Source organism: Micromonospora sp. NPDC049257, assembly GCF_040678915.1.
Classification (GTDB): domain Bacteria; phylum Actinomycetota; class Actinomycetes; order Mycobacteriales; family Micromonosporaceae; genus Micromonospora; species Micromonospora antibiotica.
Genome location: NZ_JBFAQU010000003.1, coordinates 266,286 through 282,279 on the forward strand (window position 1 = coordinate 266,286; position 15,994 = coordinate 282,279).

The following is a 15,994-nucleotide window of genomic DNA, read 5'->3' on the forward strand; positions in this document are numbered from 1 at the left end:
CCGATGACCGGTGGACGATTGGTCGTCGTCGGCAACGGCATGGTCGGCCAACGGTTCGTCGAGGCGCTGCGCGCCCGCGACCACGACCGGCGCTGGCAGGTGACGGTGCTCGCCGAGGAACCCCGCCCGGCGTACGACCGGGTGCGACTGTCGGCGTTCTTCGACGGGGTGTCCGCCGAGGAGCTCAACCTGCACACCCCCGACGAGGGGGTGCGGCTACACCTCGGCGAGCCGGTCACCGGGATCGACCGGGACCGGCGGGTGGTGACCACCGCGACCGGGGAGCACCCGTACGACGCGCTGGTGCTGGCCACCGGGTCGTACCCGTTCGTCCCGCCGGTGGCCGGCACGGACCTGCCGGGCGTCTTCGTCTACCGCACCCTGGACGACCTGGAGGCGATCCGGGAGCACGCCCGGGGCCGGGTGACCGGGGCGGTGATCGGCGGCGGCCTGCTCGGTCTGGAGGCCGCCAACGCGCTGCGGCTGCTGGGGTTGCGCACCCACGTGGTGGAGTTCGCCCCCCGGCTGATGCCGGTGCAGGTCGACGAGGCGGGCGGCGCGATGCTGCGGCGCTACGTGGAAGAGCTGGGCGTCACCACCCACCTCGGGGTGGGCACCACCGCGCTGCGGCCCGGCCCGACCGGCACGGTCGCCGCGTTGGACCTCTCCGACGGTGGCACGGTCGACGCCGACCTGGTGGTGGTGGCCGCCGGCATCCGGCCCCGCGACGAGCTGGCCCGCGCCGCCGGGCTGGGCCTCGGCCCCCGGGGCGGGGTGCTGGTCGACGGGAGCTGCCGCAGCGACGACGAGCGGATCTGGGCGGTCGGCGAGTGCGCGGCCGTCGACGGCACCTGCCACGGCCTGGTCGCCCCCGGGTACGCGATGGCCGAGGTGGTGGCCGACCGGCTGCTGGGCGGCGCGGCCACCTTCCCCGGCGCGGACAGCGCCACCAAGCTCAAGCTGCTCGGCGTCGACGTGGCCTCGTTCGGTGACGCCCACGGCACCACCCCCGGCTGCCTGGACGTCACGTTCACCGACCCGGTCACCCGCTCGTACGCGAAGCTGGTCCTCTCCGACGACGCGCGGACGCTGCTCGGCGGGGTGCTGGTCGGGGACGCGACCGCCTACCCGACGTTGCGGGCCAGCGTCGGCGGGCCGCTGCCCGCTCCCCCGTTGACGCTGCTGGCCCCGGCCGGCGAGGGCGGCGGCGGGGTGACCGCGCTGCCCGGTGCGGCGCAGGTCTGCTCCTGCAACGCGGTGACCCGCGACGACATCGACGCGGCCATCGTCGGCGGGGCGTGCGACGTGCCGGCGTTGAAGGCGTGCACCCGGGCCGGGACGAGCTGCGGCTCCTGCGTGCCGATGCTCAAGCAGTTGCTCGACGCGGCCGGGGTGCAGCAGTCCACGGCGCTGTGCGAGCACTTCGACGCCAGCCGGCAGGAGTTGTTCGACATCGTCCGGGTGCGCGGCATCCGGACGTTCTCGCAGCTCGTCGCCGAGCACGGCCGGGGCCGGGGCTGCGACGTCTGCAAGCCGGTGGTGGCCTCGATCCTCGCGTCGCTGGGCACCGGGCACGTGCTCGACGGCGAGCAGGCGTCGTTGCAGGACACCAACGACCACTTCCTGGCCAACCTGCAACGCGACGGCAGCTACTCGGTGGTGCCCCGGATCCCGGGCGGCGAGATCACCCCGGACAAGCTGATCGTGATCGGTGAGGTGGCCCGCGACTTCCAGCTCTACACCAAGATCACCGGCGGGCAGCGGATCGACCTGTTCGGCGCGCGGGTCGAGCAGCTCCCGCAGATCTGGCGGCGGCTGGTCGACGCCGGCTTCGAGTCCGGCCACGCGTACGGCAAGGCGCTGCGCACGGTGAAGTCCTGCGTCGGCGAGACCTGGTGCCGCTACGGGGTGCAGGACTCGGTCGGCCTGGCCGTCGCGCTGGAACTGCGTTACCGGGGGTTGCGGGCCCCGCACAAGCTCAAGTCCGCCGTCTCCGGCTGCGCCCGGGAGTGCGCCGAGGCCCGCAGCAAGGACTTCGGCATCATCGCCACCGACACCGGGTGGAACCTCTACCTCGGCGGCAACGGCGGTTTCCGGCCCCGGCACGCCGACCTGTTCGCCACCGACCTGACCACCGACGAGCTGATCACCCTGATCGACAGGTTCCTGATGTTCTACGTCCGCACCGCCGACCGGCTGCAACGCACCTCCGCCTGGATCGAGGCGATGGACGGTGGCCTGGAGCACCTCCGGTCGGTGATCGTCGACGACTCGCTCGGGCTCTGCGCCGAACTCGACGCGGCGATGGCCCGGCACGTCACGTCCTATTCCGACGAGTGGCGGGACGTGCTCGACGACCCGGAACGGCTGCGCCGGTTCACCTCCTTCGTCAACGCCCCCGAGGTGCCGGACCCGTCGATCACCTTCGCCGTGGAACGCGGCCAGCCGGTACCGACACGCGGTCCCGTCGCCGCCGGGGCCGCACCACCGGACGGGGCCGCCGCCCCCGCCGGGGCACCCACCCGGCGTCGCCAGCCGGTCGTCCTCGGCCTGCCGGAGGTGCGGCGATGAGCGACACCGTCACCATCGGCTGGGCCCCGGTCTGCCCGCTGGAGAGGCTGGAACCCGAGCGCGGCGTCGCCGCCCTGGTCGACGGCGTCCAGGTGGCCATCTTCCGCACCGACGACGAGCTGTTCGCGGTCGACAACCTCGACCCGCTCAGCGGCGCGTACGTGATGTCGCGGGGCATCGTCGGCAGCCGGGGCGGGGTGCCCACCGTCGCCTCCCCCCTGCACAAGCAGGTGTACGACCTGCGAACCGGGCTGTGCCTGGACCTGCCCGGGGTGACCCTGCCCCGGTACGACGTCCGCTGCCGGGACGGCCTGGTCGAGGTGCGGCTGCGACAGGAGGAGTGATGCGGGACGAACTGGCCGGCTTCACCATCGGAGTGACCGCCGACCGGCGACGCGACGAGTTGGCCGCGTTGCTGGAACGGCGCGGTGCCCGGGTGGTGCTCGCCCCGGCCCTGCGGATCGTGCCGCTGGCCGACGACACCGACCTGCGGGACGCCACCCGGGCCTGCCTGGACCGGCCACCGGACGTGCTGATGGCCAACACCGGCATCGGGATGCGCGGCTGGTTGGAGGCGGCCGAGGGCTGGGGGCTGGCCGAGCCGCTGAAGAACGTGCTGTCCCGGGCCTACGTGGTGGCCCGGGGCCCCAAGGCGCGCGGCGCGATCCGGGCCGCCGGCCTGCACGACCAGTGGTCGCCGGCCTCGGAGAGCTGCGAGGAGGTGGTCGAGCACCTGTGCCGACGTGGGGTGGCCGGGCAGGTGATCGCCATGCAGCTGCACGGCGACCGGCAACCGGAGTGCACCGAGGCCCTGGAGGCCGCCGGGGCCACCGTGATCGAGGTGCCCGTCTACCGGTGGGCCCCACCGACCGACCCGGCCCCGCTGCACCGGCTGATCGACCTCGTCGCCGGCCGGCTGGTCGACGCCGTCACCTTCACCTCCGCCCCGGCGGCGGAGGCGCTGCTGCGCGCCGCCGGGGACCGTACCGAGACGGTGCTGGCCGCGTTGCGGGGCGACGTGCTGGTCAGCTGCGTCGGCGCGGTCACCGCCGAACCGCTGGTGCGGCGGGGCGTGCCGGTCAGCGCGCCGACCCGGGCCCGGCTCGGCGCGCTGGTCCGCACCATCGTGGACGAACTGCCCCGCCGAACCGTCACGGTCAAGGCGGCCGGGCACCTGCTGACCCTGCGTGGGCACGCCGCCGTCATCGACGGGGAGCTGCGGCCCCTGGCGCCCGCGCCGATGGCGGTACTGCGGGCGCTCGCCGCCCAGCCCGGTCGGGTGCTGTCCCGGACCGAACTGCTGCGCACGCTGCCCCGGGGGGCCGACGAGCACGCGGTGGAGATGGCGGTGGCCCGGCTGCGGGTGGGGCTGCGGGCACCCCGGGTGGTGCAGACCGTGGTCAAGCGCGGCTACCGGCTCCGGGTGGAGTGAGGCCGGGGGTTGGTGGAGTGCGGTCGACGTCGCGCGGGCGGGATGCTCAGACCTCCAGTCGCACCAGCGCCCGCAGGAAGGCCGACGCGTGGTCGGCCTCGTCGAAGGCGATCTCCCGGAACAGCGCCGCCGCCCGGCGGTCACCCGCCGCAGCCGCCTGCCGGGAGAACGTGGGGTACATGACGGTGGCCTCGTACTGCTCGCCGTCGATCGACTCCCGCAGGTTGGCCGCGTTGTCGCGGACCAGTCCGGCCAGCTCGGCGGTCTGGGCGAAGTGCTCGCCCAGCTCCTGGCCGGCCGTGTTGTCCCAGAGCCGGGCCAGCCGGAGGACACCGGTGGCGCGGGCGTGCCCGGCGTACGAGGTGTAGCGCGCGTTGGCGAACGCCTCACCCCGTAGGGTGGCCTCCAGGTTCTCCTGGGTCGCCCCGGTGCAGGCGGGCAGGCTCGGCAGGATCGGCACCGGGGGCACCGCCTCGCCCACCGGGATGCGTACCCCGGAGCCCGGATCGGTAAGCGCTTGCAGCGCGGTGCGGAACCGGGCCGCGTGCACCGCCTCGTCGGCGGCGAGCTCGGTGAACAGCTCGGCCGCCTCGGCACAGCCGTCCTGCTGCGCCTGGGCGGCGAAGCCGGGATAGACCACTGTCGCCTCGTGCTCCTCGCCGGCGATCGACTCCCGCAGGTTGTCCACGTTGCTGCCGACGAAGTCGATCAGGTTCGCCTCGGCCGCGAAGTGGTCGTACCGCTCGGTCCGCGCCGTGTCGGCGAAGAGCCGGGCGATCCGCCGTTCGCCGGTACGCGCCGCCTGTTCGCCGTACGCCAGGTACTTCGCGTGGGCGAACGCCTCCCCCTCCATCGCCGTCAACGCGTCCGCCCGGGTCTGCGGATCGAGACCGGCCGCCTGGGCCGGCCCGGCGACTCCGGCCCCGAGCACGACCCCGGCCGCAATGATCGACATCACTGTCACTGTGCGCATGACGCCACCTCCACCAATGTTCCAGTGAGGAACCTCTCACTGGGCGTTACATTCGTGGAAAAGCGTACGTTGCTGCAGGTCAGAGTGGGTTCATCCAGTTTCTGGGCGCACCCGGAGGGCGTCGTCGGATTGAGCGCGGCCACGCCGTGTCGTTACAAATGGTGACAGGTTTGCCCTCAGCCCACCGGAGTCGGGAAGCCCCGGCCGTGCTCGGCCTGCAGCCGGATCATGGCGTGCTCGACCACCGTCACCAGCACCTGCTTGACCGACTCCCGGTCCCGGGCGTCGCACATCACCAGCGGCACGTCCGCCGAGATGGCCAACGCCTCGCGGACCTCGTCCGGCTCGTACAGGTCCGAGCCGTCGAACCGGTTCAGCGCCACCACGTACGGGAGTTTGCGGTTCTCGAAGTAGTCCAACGGGGCGAAGGCGTCGGTGATCCGCCGGGTGTCCACCAGCACGGCGGCACCCACCGCACCCCGGATGATCTCGTCCCACATGAACCAGAAGCGGGTCTGCCCGGGGGTGCCGAACAGGTACAGGATCAGGTCCTGCGCCATGGTGATCCGGCCGAAGTCCATGGCGACCGTGGTGGTCTCCTTGCCGGGCACCTTCGACGGATCGTCGATGCCGACGCCAGCGGCGGTCATCAGCGCCTCTGTGGTCAGCGGAGTGATCTCGGAGATCGCCCCGACCAGGGTCGTCTTGCCCACGCCGAAGCCGCCCGCGACCACGATCTTCGCGGAGACGATTCCCCGGCTCTGGCGCGACCCGACGGGGTCATAGCCTGCGAAGTCCACTTAGCACCCTTCCAAGGATTTCCATTCGCTCCTCGAACCCCTCGGCGGGAGCGGCAGTGTGTAGCGTGAGCAGACCGTCGGCGACCAGGTCGGCGACCAGCACCCGGGCGACGCCCAACGGCATCCGGGTGTAAGCGGCGATCTCCGCCAGCGACTGCGCCCGGCCCTCGCAGACGGTGGCGATCCGGTACTTGTCGTGGCCGGCGAAGCGGGACTCGGCCACCTGGGTCGCACTGGAGGTGAGCACCGCCTCCAGTGCGATGTCCCGGCTCGGCTCGGTGCGGCCCCGGGTGACCGCGTACGGACGCACCAACGCCCCGCGCGGGTCCCGTCGGGGGTCCATGCCGCGATCACCTCCTTCCGCCCGGGTCCGGCCCGGATGCGTCGTCCCTCCGGCCGGACGCGGTCGCGCCCGGCCTCACCGGTGCTACGAACGCACGGCGTCCCGGGGCAGCGGCACCAACGCCGCACCCACCCGTTCGACCAGCAACGCCATCTCGTAGCCGACCTGACCCACGTCACAGCTGCGGGCGGCGAGCACCGCCATCGACGAACCGTCGCTGATCGACATGAGGAATAGGTAACCGCTGTCCATTTCGATCACTGTCTGCAGCACCCCGCCCGCGCTGAACATCCGGGCGGCACCCTCGGTCAGACTCACCACGCCGGAGGTGATCGCGGCGAGCTGGTCGGCCCGGTCGGTGGGCAGGTCCCGCGAGGAGGCGAGCAGCAGCCCATCCGCGGACACCGCCACCACGTGGGCGATGCCCGCCACGCTGTCGGCGAAGTTGGTGAGCAGCCAACCCATGTCCTGCATGGCAGCTGGCCTGTTCATCGGTTCGTCTCCTTGGTCGAGGTGCTGTTGAGGTCCGCGCCTGCGGTGCGTCCGCGCTGCACGCCGCGGTGGTAGGCCGAGAGCAGACCGCGTACTTCGTCGGGGGTGCGGCGGCTGCGGTCCCGGCCCTCCTTCGGCTCGATCCCGCCGGGGACGAGCTGCGCCTGCGGCACCCGCTTCGGCAGGCCGGAACGGGTGGTGCCGGCGTTGGCCGGTTCGGCCGCCTGGCTGGCCCGGGTCCAGCCCTCGTCGGCCGCTGTCCGCCAGGCGTCGGCGTCGGCGGCCGGTGGGCCTGCCGGCGCCTCGGGCGCGGCCGGCGGGGTGGTGCCGAATGTCGACGCCGTGGTGGGGGCGGCCGGCGCGGTGGTGCCGAATGTGGACGCCGCGGTGGGGGCCGGCGGTACGGGTCCGGTGGCGGCGGGCGCTTGCGGGGCCGCCGGGGCGGGGGTGACGGTCGGGGTGCCGGCGGCGGTGGGTGCCGTCGGTACCCGGGTGGGCAGCGGCGGGCGGGTCGGCTTGCTCGCGCCGTTGGACCGCGGCGGTGCGGCCGGCGGTTCCTCGTCGAAGCGGGGCCGGGTGAAGATCGCGGTGGCGTCGTCGCCGTGCGACCGGAACCACACCGCCTCCATCTCCCGGAAGATCGGCGAGTCGGCCGGCCGGTCCGGGCGGGCGACCACCGGTGCGGCCGGCGCCGGCGGGGTGTAGGACGCGGCCGGTGCGGTGTACGGCTGGGCGGCCGGTGCGGCGTACGCGGCCGGCTGGGCCGCCGGGGCGAACGCCGCCGCGGCGGCGGCCGGGGCGAACGGGGTGGCCGCCGGAGCACCCGCGTACGGGGTGGCGGCGGGCGCACCGGCGTACGGGGTCGCCGCCGGGGCACCGGCGTACGGAGTCGTTGCCGGGGCACCAGCGAACGGCATGGCCGGCGCACCGTAGGACTCCGTCGGGGCGGGCGTGGCACCGGCGACCGGGCCGACCGGGAGCACCGGGGCGGACTCGCCCGGCGCGGCCCGGCGCGGCAGCGGGTCGATGGTCGGGTTCGCCACCGTCGGGCTGCCGGCCGAGAAGGCCCCGAACCCGGAGTCGGCCGACGGGGCGGGGACCGGCGCGAACGGTGGGGCGGAGACCGGGCCGCCGAACTGCACGGCGGGGGCGGTCTCCCGGGCGTCCACCGGCGGCTGCCACGGCGCGGGCGCCGGTGGGGCGGTGCGCCACTGGTCGTTCAGCGTCGCCGCCGCGCTGCGGGCACCGCTGAAGGCCCCGCCGATGCCGGACGACGCGGGCGTCGGCTGCTCGACCGCGAGCGGCTGGCGCGGACGGCTGATCGCCTGGTCGCGGCCCCGGTGGGCGGGCAGGACCACGGTGGCGTTGGGCAGCGTCACCTGGGCGACGGTGCCGCCCTCGACGTTGCGTCGCAGCTCCACCCGGACGCCGTAGCGGCTGGCCAGCCGGCTGACCACGGCCAGACCCATCAGCCGGAAGGCGGCCACGTCCACGGTCGGCGGGGCGGCGAGGCGGCGGTTGAGCGAGTCGAGCTGCTCGTCGGTGAGGCCGAGTCCCCGGTCCTCGATCTGGATCAGCACATAGTCGCGGATCCGCCGGCCGTCGGCGACGACGGTGGTGGTCGGCGGCGAGAAGCGGGTGGCGTTGTCCAGCAGCTCGGCGACGAGGCGTACCACGTCGTTGACCGCGTGGGCGGCGACCGAGATGTCGGTGTCGACGGTGCCGAACTCGATCCGGTTGTAGAGCTCCACCTCGGACTGGGCGGCGCGCAGCACGTCGACCAGCAGCGCGTCGTCGCGGCGCGGCACCGCCGAGTCGGCACCGGCCAGCACCAGCAGGTTCTCGTCGTTGCGGCGCATCCGGGTGGCGAGGTGGTCCAGCTCGAAGAGCTGGGCGAGCCGCTTCGGGTCCTCCTCGCCGCGCTCGATCGCGTCCAGTTCGCCGATCATCCGGTCGACCAGGGTCTGACTGCGGCGGGCCAGGTTGAGGAACATCGCCGAGACGCTGGTCCGCAGCGCCGCCTGCTCGGCGGCGACCCGGACGGCCTCCCGGTGGACCACGTTGAACGCCAGGGCCACCTGGCCGACCTCGTCCCGGTTGGTCAACCGGATCGGGTCCCGCACCTGGCGGACGATCTCCTCGACCCCGCCGTCGCCGACGCTGCCCATGTTCTGCAACCGCTTGACCGCGTCCGGCAGGTCGTGGTTGGCCACCGAGAGGGCGCCCTCGCGCAGCCGGCGCAGCGAGTGGTTGAGCGAGCGGGCCAGCACCACGGCGAGGGTGATCGCGACGATCAGGGTGAGCAGCACCAGCACCGTCTCGATGACGGCCTGCTGGATGACGTCGCTGCGGGCCTGCTCGGAGCGGGCGAGCAGGGTGTCCTGGAGCTGGATCTCGGTCCACCGCATCAGGTCGTTGACCGCGCCGATCGCGGCGCTGGCGTCACCGGCGCTGATCGGGCTGCGCTGGCCGACCGAGCGGGTGATGTCGGCGGCCACCCGGTCGGCGAGGCCGACGGCGTCACCGGAGACCGCGCTGAAGACCAGCGCACGTTGGGTGGGGTCGGCGGCGAGGGAGAAGCCGAGCAGTGCCTCCTGCTGACTGGTCAGGGTCGCCACGAACGAGGAGAACTGCTCCTCGTCGAGGCGTCCGCTGACCAGTGCGGTGTAGGCGACCGCCTCTTCCTCGGCGACGGCGGACTTGGCCCGGCTGAACGCGGCCACCGCGCGGCGGGCGTCCGCGAGACTCTCCTGGCCGGGCAGCTGGGCCAGGGTGTCGCCGTACGAGACCAGGTCGGTGAGGATCACGCCGTACCGCAGGGTGGCCTCGGCGACGGGCATCTGCCGGCGGTCGAGCACCTCCTGCCGGGTCGCGTCGAGCGTCCGCAGGTGGTCGTCGATCACCTTGAGCCGGTCCCGCACGGCGGCCGGGACCTCACCGAGGTCGGCCCGCTCGGCCCGGTAGGCGTTGATCCGCTCACCGGTGGCCCGGACCCGAAGGTTGTAGTCGTCCGGGAGCAGCTGCGGGTTGGCCAGGTAGCCGGCGGCGGCCATCCGCTCCTTGTGCAGATCCTGCGTCAGCGCCGAAACGTCGATGGAGAGCGCGGTCAGCGAGCGGATCTGGGTGGCGTCGACCGCACCCTCGGTAGTGGAGACGAGTCGGATTGTCGCCAGTGCGATGACCGCTGCGACCGGTACGACCAGAATGAGGGCGAGTTTGGAACGAATCCGCGCATCCCGCAGCCGGGGCAGTCGGCGCTCCCGTTCGGTTCCGGCGCTTTCGCCTGGCTCGGGCAGGGTCGTCGGTCCGGTGCTCACGACATCGCCTCCGTCGTATCTTCCACACGCCTGACCCGCCGACCCGCGCCTGGTGCGACGGACAGCGCCACGCGCGGCACGGCCGCGATTTCATCAGAGAAGATCCTGTTTGGGAAGCCGCGTTCGGACAGGAATCGGTCGACCAGCATGCTGATCACCGTTTTCCCTGCTTAGCAGGCCACCCCTGAACAGGGCATGTCACTCCAGAGTGTTCGTACGCCTCTGATGAGTGAGCATGGGTAAATATCTGATGTCCCCACAATGTGAGATTCGCGTCCCGAAACCGCCGACAGCATCCGCGCTTGACCGCACGCCCCGGCATTGGCAAGGTTTTGCAGGCTTTCGCGCACACCGTACGGCACACAATCCCGTTTCTCCACTGAGGACGGACTAGCGGCGGTGACCGGGCCCGTCCCGCGCCGCACCTGGAGGACTGAGTTGAGCCCCATCCGCTCCGCGACCATCGTGGCGCTCGCATCGGCCGTGCTGGCCACCACGCTCACCGGCTGCTCGTTCGGCGCGACAGAGGAGGACGACAGCCCGATCACGATCGCCGCCGATCTCGAACTCTCCGGCGTCGCCGCGCCGGTCGGCAAGGCATACCAGCGCGCCCTTGATCTGAAGGTCGAGCAGTTGAACTCCTCCGGCGCCCTGGGCTCCCGGAAGATCAAACTGGTGGTCAAGGACAACCGGTCCGACGCCAACGAGTCGCTGCGCAACATCGGCGACTTCAGCAACGACTCCACGGTCAACGCCATCATCATGGGCGGCTGCAACGAATGCGCCGTCGGCGCCGCGCGCACCATCAACGAACGGAAGGTGCCGACGATCGCACTCGCGCCGTCGGGCGCGGTCGCCAGCCCCGTCCCCGAACGCCGGTACGTGTTCAAGCTCGCGCCGAACGCGGGCGACAGCGCAGCCGCGCTCACCGCCGAACTGCGGCGGCGCGGGATCACCGAGGTCGGCATCCTGCACAGCGACGACGACTACGGCCGCGAGGGGCTGACCGCGCTGGAGGGCGAGTTCCGCAAGGTCGGCATCGAGCGGGTCCGCGCCGAGGCGGTACGCACCACCGACACCGAACTCGCCGCACCGGTTCGCCGGCTGGTCGACCGCGACCCCACCGGGCTGGTCATCTGGACCCCGCCGGAGCAGGCCACCCTCGCCGCCACCGCCGCCGACCAGTCCGGCTACTCCGGGTCGCTCTTCCTCGACGCCGCCGCGGCCGGTGACCTCTTCCTGGGCGGCTCCGGCCGGGCCACCGAGCGGGCCACCCTGATCTTCACCCAGACCATGGTGATCGACGACGTCATCGCCACCACCCCGGCCAAGGCCGCCCGCCGGCAGTGGTTCCAGGACTACACGGCCCGGTTCGGCGGCTACAACGGCCTCTCGTCGTTCGCCGCCGACGCCGTCCAGCTGATCGCCGACTCGGCGGTACGGGCTGGCGGCCCGAGTGGCCGGGTCAACCGGGACGGCCTGCGGGACGTGCTGGAGACGTCCCAGTTGGACGGCCTGTCCGGGCCGATCCGGATGACCCCGGACAACCACTCCGGGCTGATGCCGCAGGCGCTGACCACGCTGGTGGCCCGGGGCGGCCGGTGGCGGCTGGCGAGCTGACCGCCCCCGACCGACGGGCCGGCCCCCGGGTGGGGTCGGCCCGTCGGTGCTTCGGGTCGGGTGGCTGCGAGGGTCAGCGGGCCGAGGTGGTGGCCCGGACCCAGGGCAGGGCCAGCCGCTCGACCAGCGACAACGCCGAATAGAGCAGGATGCTCATCGCCGCGATCAGCACGATCGCCGCCCAGGCCGTGGCGGTGTCGCCTACCCCGTTGTACTGGAGGATCTGGTAGCCCAGGCCCGGCTTGTCGGAGTAGAACTCCCCGATCACCGCGCCGATCGCGGCCAGCGGCATCGCCACCTTCAGCCCGACGAAGATCTGCGGCAGGGCGGCCGGGAACCGCACCTTGCGGAACGACTGCCACCAGGAGGCGTTCAGCGACCGGGCCAGCTCGGCCAGGTCCGCCGGGGTGGTGGTCAGGCCGGTGGCGGTGGAGAGCACGATCGGAAAGAAGCAGAGCAGGAACACCATGGTCAGGATCGGCTTCGAACCCCAGCCGACCGAGACCACCAGCAGCGGCCCCAGCGCGATCTTGGGCACCGCGTTGATCGCCACCAGCAGCGGGGCGAACATCCGCTCGGCCCGCCGGGAGGCGGCCAGCGCCATCCCGATCAGCACCCCGGCGACCGTCGACAGCAGGAAACCGAGGACCGTCATCAGGGTCGTCGTGCCCAGCGCCGGGAAGAGCACGTCCGCCGATGCGGTCAGGGACGTCCAGACCGCCTGCGGTGGCGGCAGGGACGCCGGGTGCACCAGGTGCAGCCCGGAGGTGACCACCCACCAGACGGCCACCGTGACCACCAGGCCGGCCAGCGGCAGGCCGACCGCCGCCGGGCGTATCCGGGACCAGGGTGACCGGGCGGGCGGCGGGGGGACGGTCGGCACGGGCCGACCCGCGGGGGTCGGCAGGCCGGCCGAGCCGGGTACGGGACGGGTCCGGATCGAGTCCGTCACAGGATCCTCCTCTCCTGCCGGCACGCTGGCCGGCACGCGAACGGGGGTGCGCCCACCGGTCGTCCCGCTGGGTCGCACCCCCGTGGCACCTCGGCGTCGATCAGGCCTTCGGGACGAGGTTGAAGTCGATGATCTGGTCCGGGGTGATGTTCGACTTGAGCGCGCCGGCGCCCTGGAGGATCGCGATGCTCTTGGCGACCCGGTCGCTGTCCAGCGTGCCGATCGCCGTGCCGGAGTTGCTGGAACGCACGTAGCCGGCCATCAGCTGCAACTCGGCAGCGGCGGCGGCCGGGTTGGTGGTGTCCACGTTCTTCTTCAGGATGTCGGCCGCCTCCTGCGGGTGGGCCAGAGCGTACTCAAGCCCCTTGAGCAGCGCGGCGGTGAACTTCTTCACCTTCTCCGGGTTCTCCTTGGCGATCTTGCTGGAGGTGATCAGCGCGTTGCCGTAGAGGTCCTGCATCACGTTGCTGTACGGCAGCACGACGGGCTTCTTCTTGGTGACCGCCTCGACGGTGGGCTGGCCGACGACGAACTGGCCGATGCCGTCCACCTGGCCGGAGGCCAGCGTGCCCATCAGGGTCTGCGCGTCACCGTTGACCCAGGTGACTTTGTTGTAGTCCACCCCGGCCATCCGGGCGTACGTCGGGAAGAGGTTGCGCACGACGGAGCCGGGGGTGTCGGCGAGCTTCTTGCCCTCGAGGTCCTTGGGCGTGGCGATGTTCTTGCCCTCGACCGAGACGATGGCGGCCATGGTGCGCTGCTGGATCGCGGCCACCGCCACGAAGTCCTTGGCCACCCCGTTGCCGACCTGGAGCAGGCCGCCGGTCAGGTCGATCGGACCGAAGTCGGCCTGGCCGCCGACGATGGTCTGGATGACCGCGCCGGTGCCCTGACCGGGCTTGATCTCCACCTCGAAGCCGGCCTCCTTGAAGAAGCCCTTGTCCTTCGCCACCCAGGCGTAGGAGTCGCGACCGAAGTTGCCGAACGAGGTGAGGTAGGTCACCTTCTCCAGCGACTTGCCGTCGCCGGTCTTTGCGTCCGCCGAGTCGGACCCGCCACTGCAGGCGGATACCAGAGCGAGGGCGGTGGCCAGGGTGGCCGCGGCGACCGTGCGGGTCAGCCTTGTCATCTGTGCACCATGTCCTTTCCGACCGGGCGGTGTGCCCGGAGGGGGTTGTCGTTCCGGCGGGACGGCGTGAGGGGGCGCCGACGCAGCCGTCGTGAAGGGACTCTTCGCTGGCACAGCGTACGAGACACTTACCGTCACCACACCAGGCGGATCGGGTTGCGGAACGGAAACAACTCGACTCCACCCCGGACGGTGAGCGGCCGGCACGCTGGGGATATCCTTGTCGGATTCCTGACCGCCGACTCAGGGGAGACCGACGGCGATGATCAGACTGTCCGATGTGTCGCGCACCTTCGACGGCCGTTCCGGGCGGGTGGAGGCGCTGCGCGGGATCGACCTCGACGTGGCCGAGGGCGAGTTCGTCGCCGTGCTCGGCCGCTCCGGTTGCGGCAAGTCCACTCTACTCAGGATGATCGCCGGGTTGCTGCCCGTCAGCAGCGGCGAGATCACCGTCGCCGGCAGCCCGATCACCCGGCCCCGCCGGGACGTCGCGATGCTCTTCCAGAAACCCGCCCTGCTCCCCTGGCGCACGGTGCTCGACAACGTGCTGCTGCCGGCCGAGATCTTCGGCTGGAGCCGCGCCAAGCACCGCGAACGCGCCCGCCAACTGCTGGAACTCTCCGGCCTGGCCGGCTTCGAGAAGCGGCTGCCACACGAACTCTCCGGTGGCATGCAGCAGCGGGTGTCGCTGTGCCGGTCGCTGATCGGCGAACCCCGGGTGATGCTGATGGACGAACCCTTCTCCGCCCTGGACGCGCTCACCCGGGAGGAACTCTCCGGCGAACTGCAACGGGTGCACATGGAGACCGGGGCGACCGTCGTCTTCGTCACCCACTCCATCGACGAGGCGGTGCTGCTCGCCGACCGGGTGGTCGTGCTCAGCCCCCGCCCCGGGCGGATCCGCAAGATCGTCGACGTGGACATCCCCCGACCCCGCACCCTCGGCCGCAACGCCCACCTGGCCGACGTCGCCCGGGTCAGCGCCGACCTGCACGAACTGCTGATGGAACGGGAGACACCGGCGACCGCCGGGGTGGAGGGACGATGACCGTGCGAGTGGCGATCTTCACCGAGCCGCACCGGGGCGCCAGCTACGACGACCAGCTCCGGTTCGCCCAGCTCTGCGAGGCCGGCGGCTTCGACGGGTTCCTCCGGGCCGACCACTACCGGGCGATGGGCGACGAACCCGGGCTGCCCGGCCCCACCGACGCCTGGCTGACCCTGGCCGCACTCGCCCGCGAAACCTCCCGCATCCGGCTCGGCACCCTGGTCACCTCGGCCACCTTCCGGCTGCCCGGCCCGCTGGCCGTGATGGTCGCCCAGGTCGACCAGATGAGCGGCGGCCGGGTCGAGCTGGGCATCGGCGCCGGCTGGTACGAACGGGAACACACCGCGTACGGCATCCCCTTCCCCCAGGTCGGCGAACGCTTCGACCGGCTCGCCGAGCAGCTGGAGATCGTCACCGGGCTGTGGCGCACCCCCGTCGGCGAGACCTACAGCTGGGCCGGCGAGCACTACCAGCTCGTCGACGCCCCGGCCCTACCCAAGCCGGTCCAGCAGCCCGGCCCGCCGATCATCATCGGCGGCCGGGGCCCGAAACGCACCCCCGACCTCGCCGCCCGGTACGCCGACGAGTTCAACATGCCGTTCAAGTCGGTCGAGGAGACCGCCGAGGCGTACGACCGGGTACGGGAGGCGTGCGACCGGACCGGCCGGGCCGGGTCGGGACGGGCACCGCTGGTGCTCTCCGCCGGGATCGTGGTGGCGATCGGGCGTACCGACGCCGAGGCCCAGCGCCGGGCCGCACCGCTGCACGTCAAGAGCGCCCTGCCGCCGGAGGACCCGGTGGTCGGCTCCCCCGCCCAACTGGTCGACCGGATCGGCGAGTTCGCCGCGATCGGGGCCACCCGGGTCCACCTGCGGTTGATCGAACTCGACGACCTCGACCACCTGGAGCTCATCGCCGCCGAGGTGCTCCCCCAACTGGACGGAACCCGATGACCGACGTGACCCACGACCTCGAACTCGGCCCGGTCGGCCAGGAGATCGTCTTCGAGAACGACCGGGTCCGGGTGTGGCACATCCGGCTCGCCCCGGGTGAGCGGCAGCCGCTGCACCGGCACGACCACCCGTACCTGGTGGTGGCGATCGAGGGCGCGAAGAACGTGGTGCAGACGATCGACGGGACCCGGATCGACGCCGACGAGCCCACCGGCGGGGTGGTCTACCGGGACCCGGGTGCCGTCCACATGCTCACCAATGTCGGGGACACGACCTACCTGGCCCGCCTGGTGGAACTCAAGTAGTCGCTGGTAGCGCTTGGGTAACAGCTGGTCCCGGCCGCGCCGCGCCACAGTGGCGATCG

The 15,994-nt window shown here is 72.4% G+C and carries 15 protein-coding genes; 7 read left to right on the top strand and 8 right to left on the bottom strand.

Features of this window, described 5'->3' with window-relative positions:
- Nucleotides 1–3 precede the first annotated feature (3 nt).
- From nirB to AB0K25_RS07415, 3 genes are read left to right on the top strand one after another with little or no spacing between them, the layout of a single operon-like run.
- Nucleotides 4–2,571: a nitrite reductase large subunit NirB gene (nirB, locus tag AB0K25_RS07405; protein WP_363819045.1), complete on the top strand. Its 2,568-nt coding sequence runs from the start codon at nucleotides 4–6 to the stop codon at nucleotides 2,569–2,571.
- Entirely contained in the window at nucleotides 2,568–2,915 is a 348-nt protein-coding gene (nirD, locus tag AB0K25_RS07410; protein ID WP_208568175.1) for a nitrite reductase small subunit NirD, read from the top strand. Before nirB ends, nirD begins: the two co-directional genes overlap by 4 nt.
- Nucleotides 2,915–4,003 (top strand): uroporphyrinogen-III synthase, encoded by a 1,089-nt coding sequence (locus AB0K25_RS07415; RefSeq protein WP_208568176.1) that lies wholly within the window; start codon nucleotides 2,915–2,917, stop codon nucleotides 4,001–4,003. Before nirD ends, AB0K25_RS07415 begins: the two co-directional genes overlap by 1 nt.
- 46 nt (nucleotides 4,004–4,049) lie before the next feature.
- Here AB0K25_RS07415 and AB0K25_RS07420 read toward each other — a convergent pair whose 3' ends face one another.
- The 6 genes from AB0K25_RS07420 to AB0K25_RS07445 all read right to left on the bottom strand — a co-directional run bounded on the left by AB0K25_RS07420 (nucleotide 4,050) and on the right by AB0K25_RS07445 (nucleotide 10,086).
- Nucleotides 4,050–4,958, bottom strand: coding sequence for a ferritin family protein (locus AB0K25_RS07420; protein ID WP_357537841.1), 909 nt, complete (start codon nucleotides 4,956–4,958; stop codon nucleotides 4,050–4,052).
- Nucleotides 4,959–5,152: 194 nt separating this feature from the next.
- Complete coding sequence (locus AB0K25_RS07425; protein WP_357537842.1) at nucleotides 5,153–5,776, bottom strand: ATP/GTP-binding protein; 624 nt, start codon at nucleotides 5,774–5,776, stop codon at nucleotides 5,153–5,155.
- Complete coding sequence (locus AB0K25_RS07430) at nucleotides 5,757–6,119, bottom strand: DUF742 domain-containing protein (protein ID WP_067313317.1); 363 nt, start codon at nucleotides 6,117–6,119, stop codon at nucleotides 5,757–5,759. Before AB0K25_RS07430 ends, AB0K25_RS07425 begins: the two co-directional genes overlap by 20 nt.
- 84 nt (nucleotides 6,120–6,203) lie before the next feature.
- The gene (locus tag AB0K25_RS07435; protein WP_067313320.1) at nucleotides 6,204–6,611 is read right to left on the bottom strand and encodes a roadblock/LC7 domain-containing protein; all 408 of its coding nucleotides are present in this window, start codon (nucleotides 6,609–6,611) and stop codon (nucleotides 6,204–6,206) included.
- Nucleotides 6,608–9,928 carry a nitrate- and nitrite sensing domain-containing protein gene (locus AB0K25_RS07440; RefSeq protein WP_363819050.1) on the bottom strand — a complete coding sequence of 1,107 codons (3,321 nt, stop codon included), beginning with the start codon at nucleotides 9,926–9,928 and terminating at the stop codon, nucleotides 6,608–6,610. The genes AB0K25_RS07435 and AB0K25_RS07440 overlap by 4 nt, the downstream gene beginning before the upstream one ends.
- On the bottom strand, nucleotides 9,925–10,086 hold the full coding sequence (locus AB0K25_RS07445) for a hypothetical protein (protein WP_208568179.1): 162 nt from the start codon (nucleotides 10,084–10,086) through the stop codon (nucleotides 9,925–9,927). Before AB0K25_RS07445 ends, AB0K25_RS07440 begins: the two co-directional genes overlap by 4 nt.
- Nucleotides 10,087–10,366: 280 nt before the next feature.
- On the opposite strand from AB0K25_RS07445, the gene AB0K25_RS07450 reads away from it, so the two are divergent.
- Nucleotides 10,367–11,548 (top strand): ABC transporter substrate-binding protein, encoded by a 1,182-nt coding sequence (locus AB0K25_RS07450; RefSeq protein ID WP_363819053.1) that lies wholly within the window; start codon nucleotides 10,367–10,369, stop codon nucleotides 11,546–11,548.
- Between the two features lie 73 nt (nucleotides 11,549–11,621).
- Here AB0K25_RS07450 and AB0K25_RS07455 read toward each other — a convergent pair whose 3' ends face one another.
- Together AB0K25_RS07455 and AB0K25_RS07460 are read right to left on the bottom strand one after the other, a co-directional pair.
- Nucleotides 11,622–12,431, bottom strand: a complete 810-nt coding sequence (locus AB0K25_RS07455) for an ABC transporter permease (RefSeq protein WP_363819222.1) — start codon at nucleotides 12,429–12,431, stop codon at nucleotides 11,622–11,624.
- Between the two features lie 169 nt (nucleotides 12,432–12,600).
- Complete coding sequence (locus AB0K25_RS07460; protein ID WP_357014499.1) at nucleotides 12,601–13,629, bottom strand: ABC transporter substrate-binding protein; 1,029 nt, start codon at nucleotides 13,627–13,629, stop codon at nucleotides 12,601–12,603.
- A gap of 262 nt (nucleotides 13,630–13,891) precedes the next feature.
- Between AB0K25_RS07460 and AB0K25_RS07465 the strand changes: the two genes are divergently transcribed.
- The 3 genes from AB0K25_RS07465 to AB0K25_RS07475 are packed head-to-tail and all read left to right on the top strand — an operon-like array spanning nucleotide 13,892 to nucleotide 15,935.
- Nucleotides 13,892–14,677, top strand: a complete 786-nt coding sequence (locus AB0K25_RS07465; protein WP_208568183.1) for an ABC transporter ATP-binding protein — start codon at nucleotides 13,892–13,894, stop codon at nucleotides 14,675–14,677.
- Nucleotides 14,678–14,679: 2 nt separating this feature from the next.
- Entirely contained in the window at nucleotides 14,680–15,630 is a 951-nt protein-coding gene (locus tag AB0K25_RS07470; RefSeq protein WP_363819225.1) for an LLM class F420-dependent oxidoreductase, read from the top strand.
- Complete coding sequence (locus AB0K25_RS07475) at nucleotides 15,627–15,935, top strand: cupin (protein ID WP_145921730.1); 309 nt, start codon at nucleotides 15,627–15,629, stop codon at nucleotides 15,933–15,935. Before AB0K25_RS07470 ends, AB0K25_RS07475 begins: the two co-directional genes overlap by 4 nt.
- The last annotated feature ends 59 nt before the right edge of the window (nucleotides 15,936–15,994 follow it).

Excerpts from the sequence above, each read along its gene's own strand:
- nirB (WP_363819045.1), top strand. The coding sequence starts at position 4 with ATGACCGGTGGACGATTGGTCGTCGTCGGCAACGGCATGGTCGGCCAA.
- nirD (WP_208568175.1), top strand. The coding sequence starts at position 2,568 with ATGAGCGACACCGTCACCATCGGCTGGGCCCCGGTCTGCCCGCTGGAG.
- AB0K25_RS07415 (WP_208568176.1), top strand. The coding sequence starts at position 2,915 with ATGCGGGACGAACTGGCCGGCTTCACCATCGGAGTGACCGCCGACCGG.
- AB0K25_RS07420 (WP_357537841.1), bottom strand. The coding sequence starts at position 4,958 with ATGTCGATCATTGCGGCCGGGGTCGTGCTCGGGGCCGGAGTCGCCGGG.
- AB0K25_RS07430 (WP_067313317.1), bottom strand. The coding sequence starts at position 6,119 with ATGGACCCCCGACGGGACCCGCGCGGGGCGTTGGTGCGTCCGTACGCG.
- AB0K25_RS07435 (WP_067313320.1), bottom strand. The coding sequence starts at position 6,611 with ATGAACAGGCCAGCTGCCATGCAGGACATGGGTTGGCTGCTCACCAAC.
- AB0K25_RS07460 (WP_357014499.1), bottom strand. The coding sequence starts at position 13,629 with ATGACAAGGCTGACCCGCACGGTCGCCGCGGCCACCCTGGCCACCGCC.
- AB0K25_RS07465 (WP_208568183.1), top strand. The coding sequence starts at position 13,892 with ATGATCAGACTGTCCGATGTGTCGCGCACCTTCGACGGCCGTTCCGGG.
- AB0K25_RS07475 (WP_145921730.1), top strand. The coding sequence starts at position 15,627 with ATGACCGACGTGACCCACGACCTCGAACTCGGCCCGGTCGGCCAGGAG.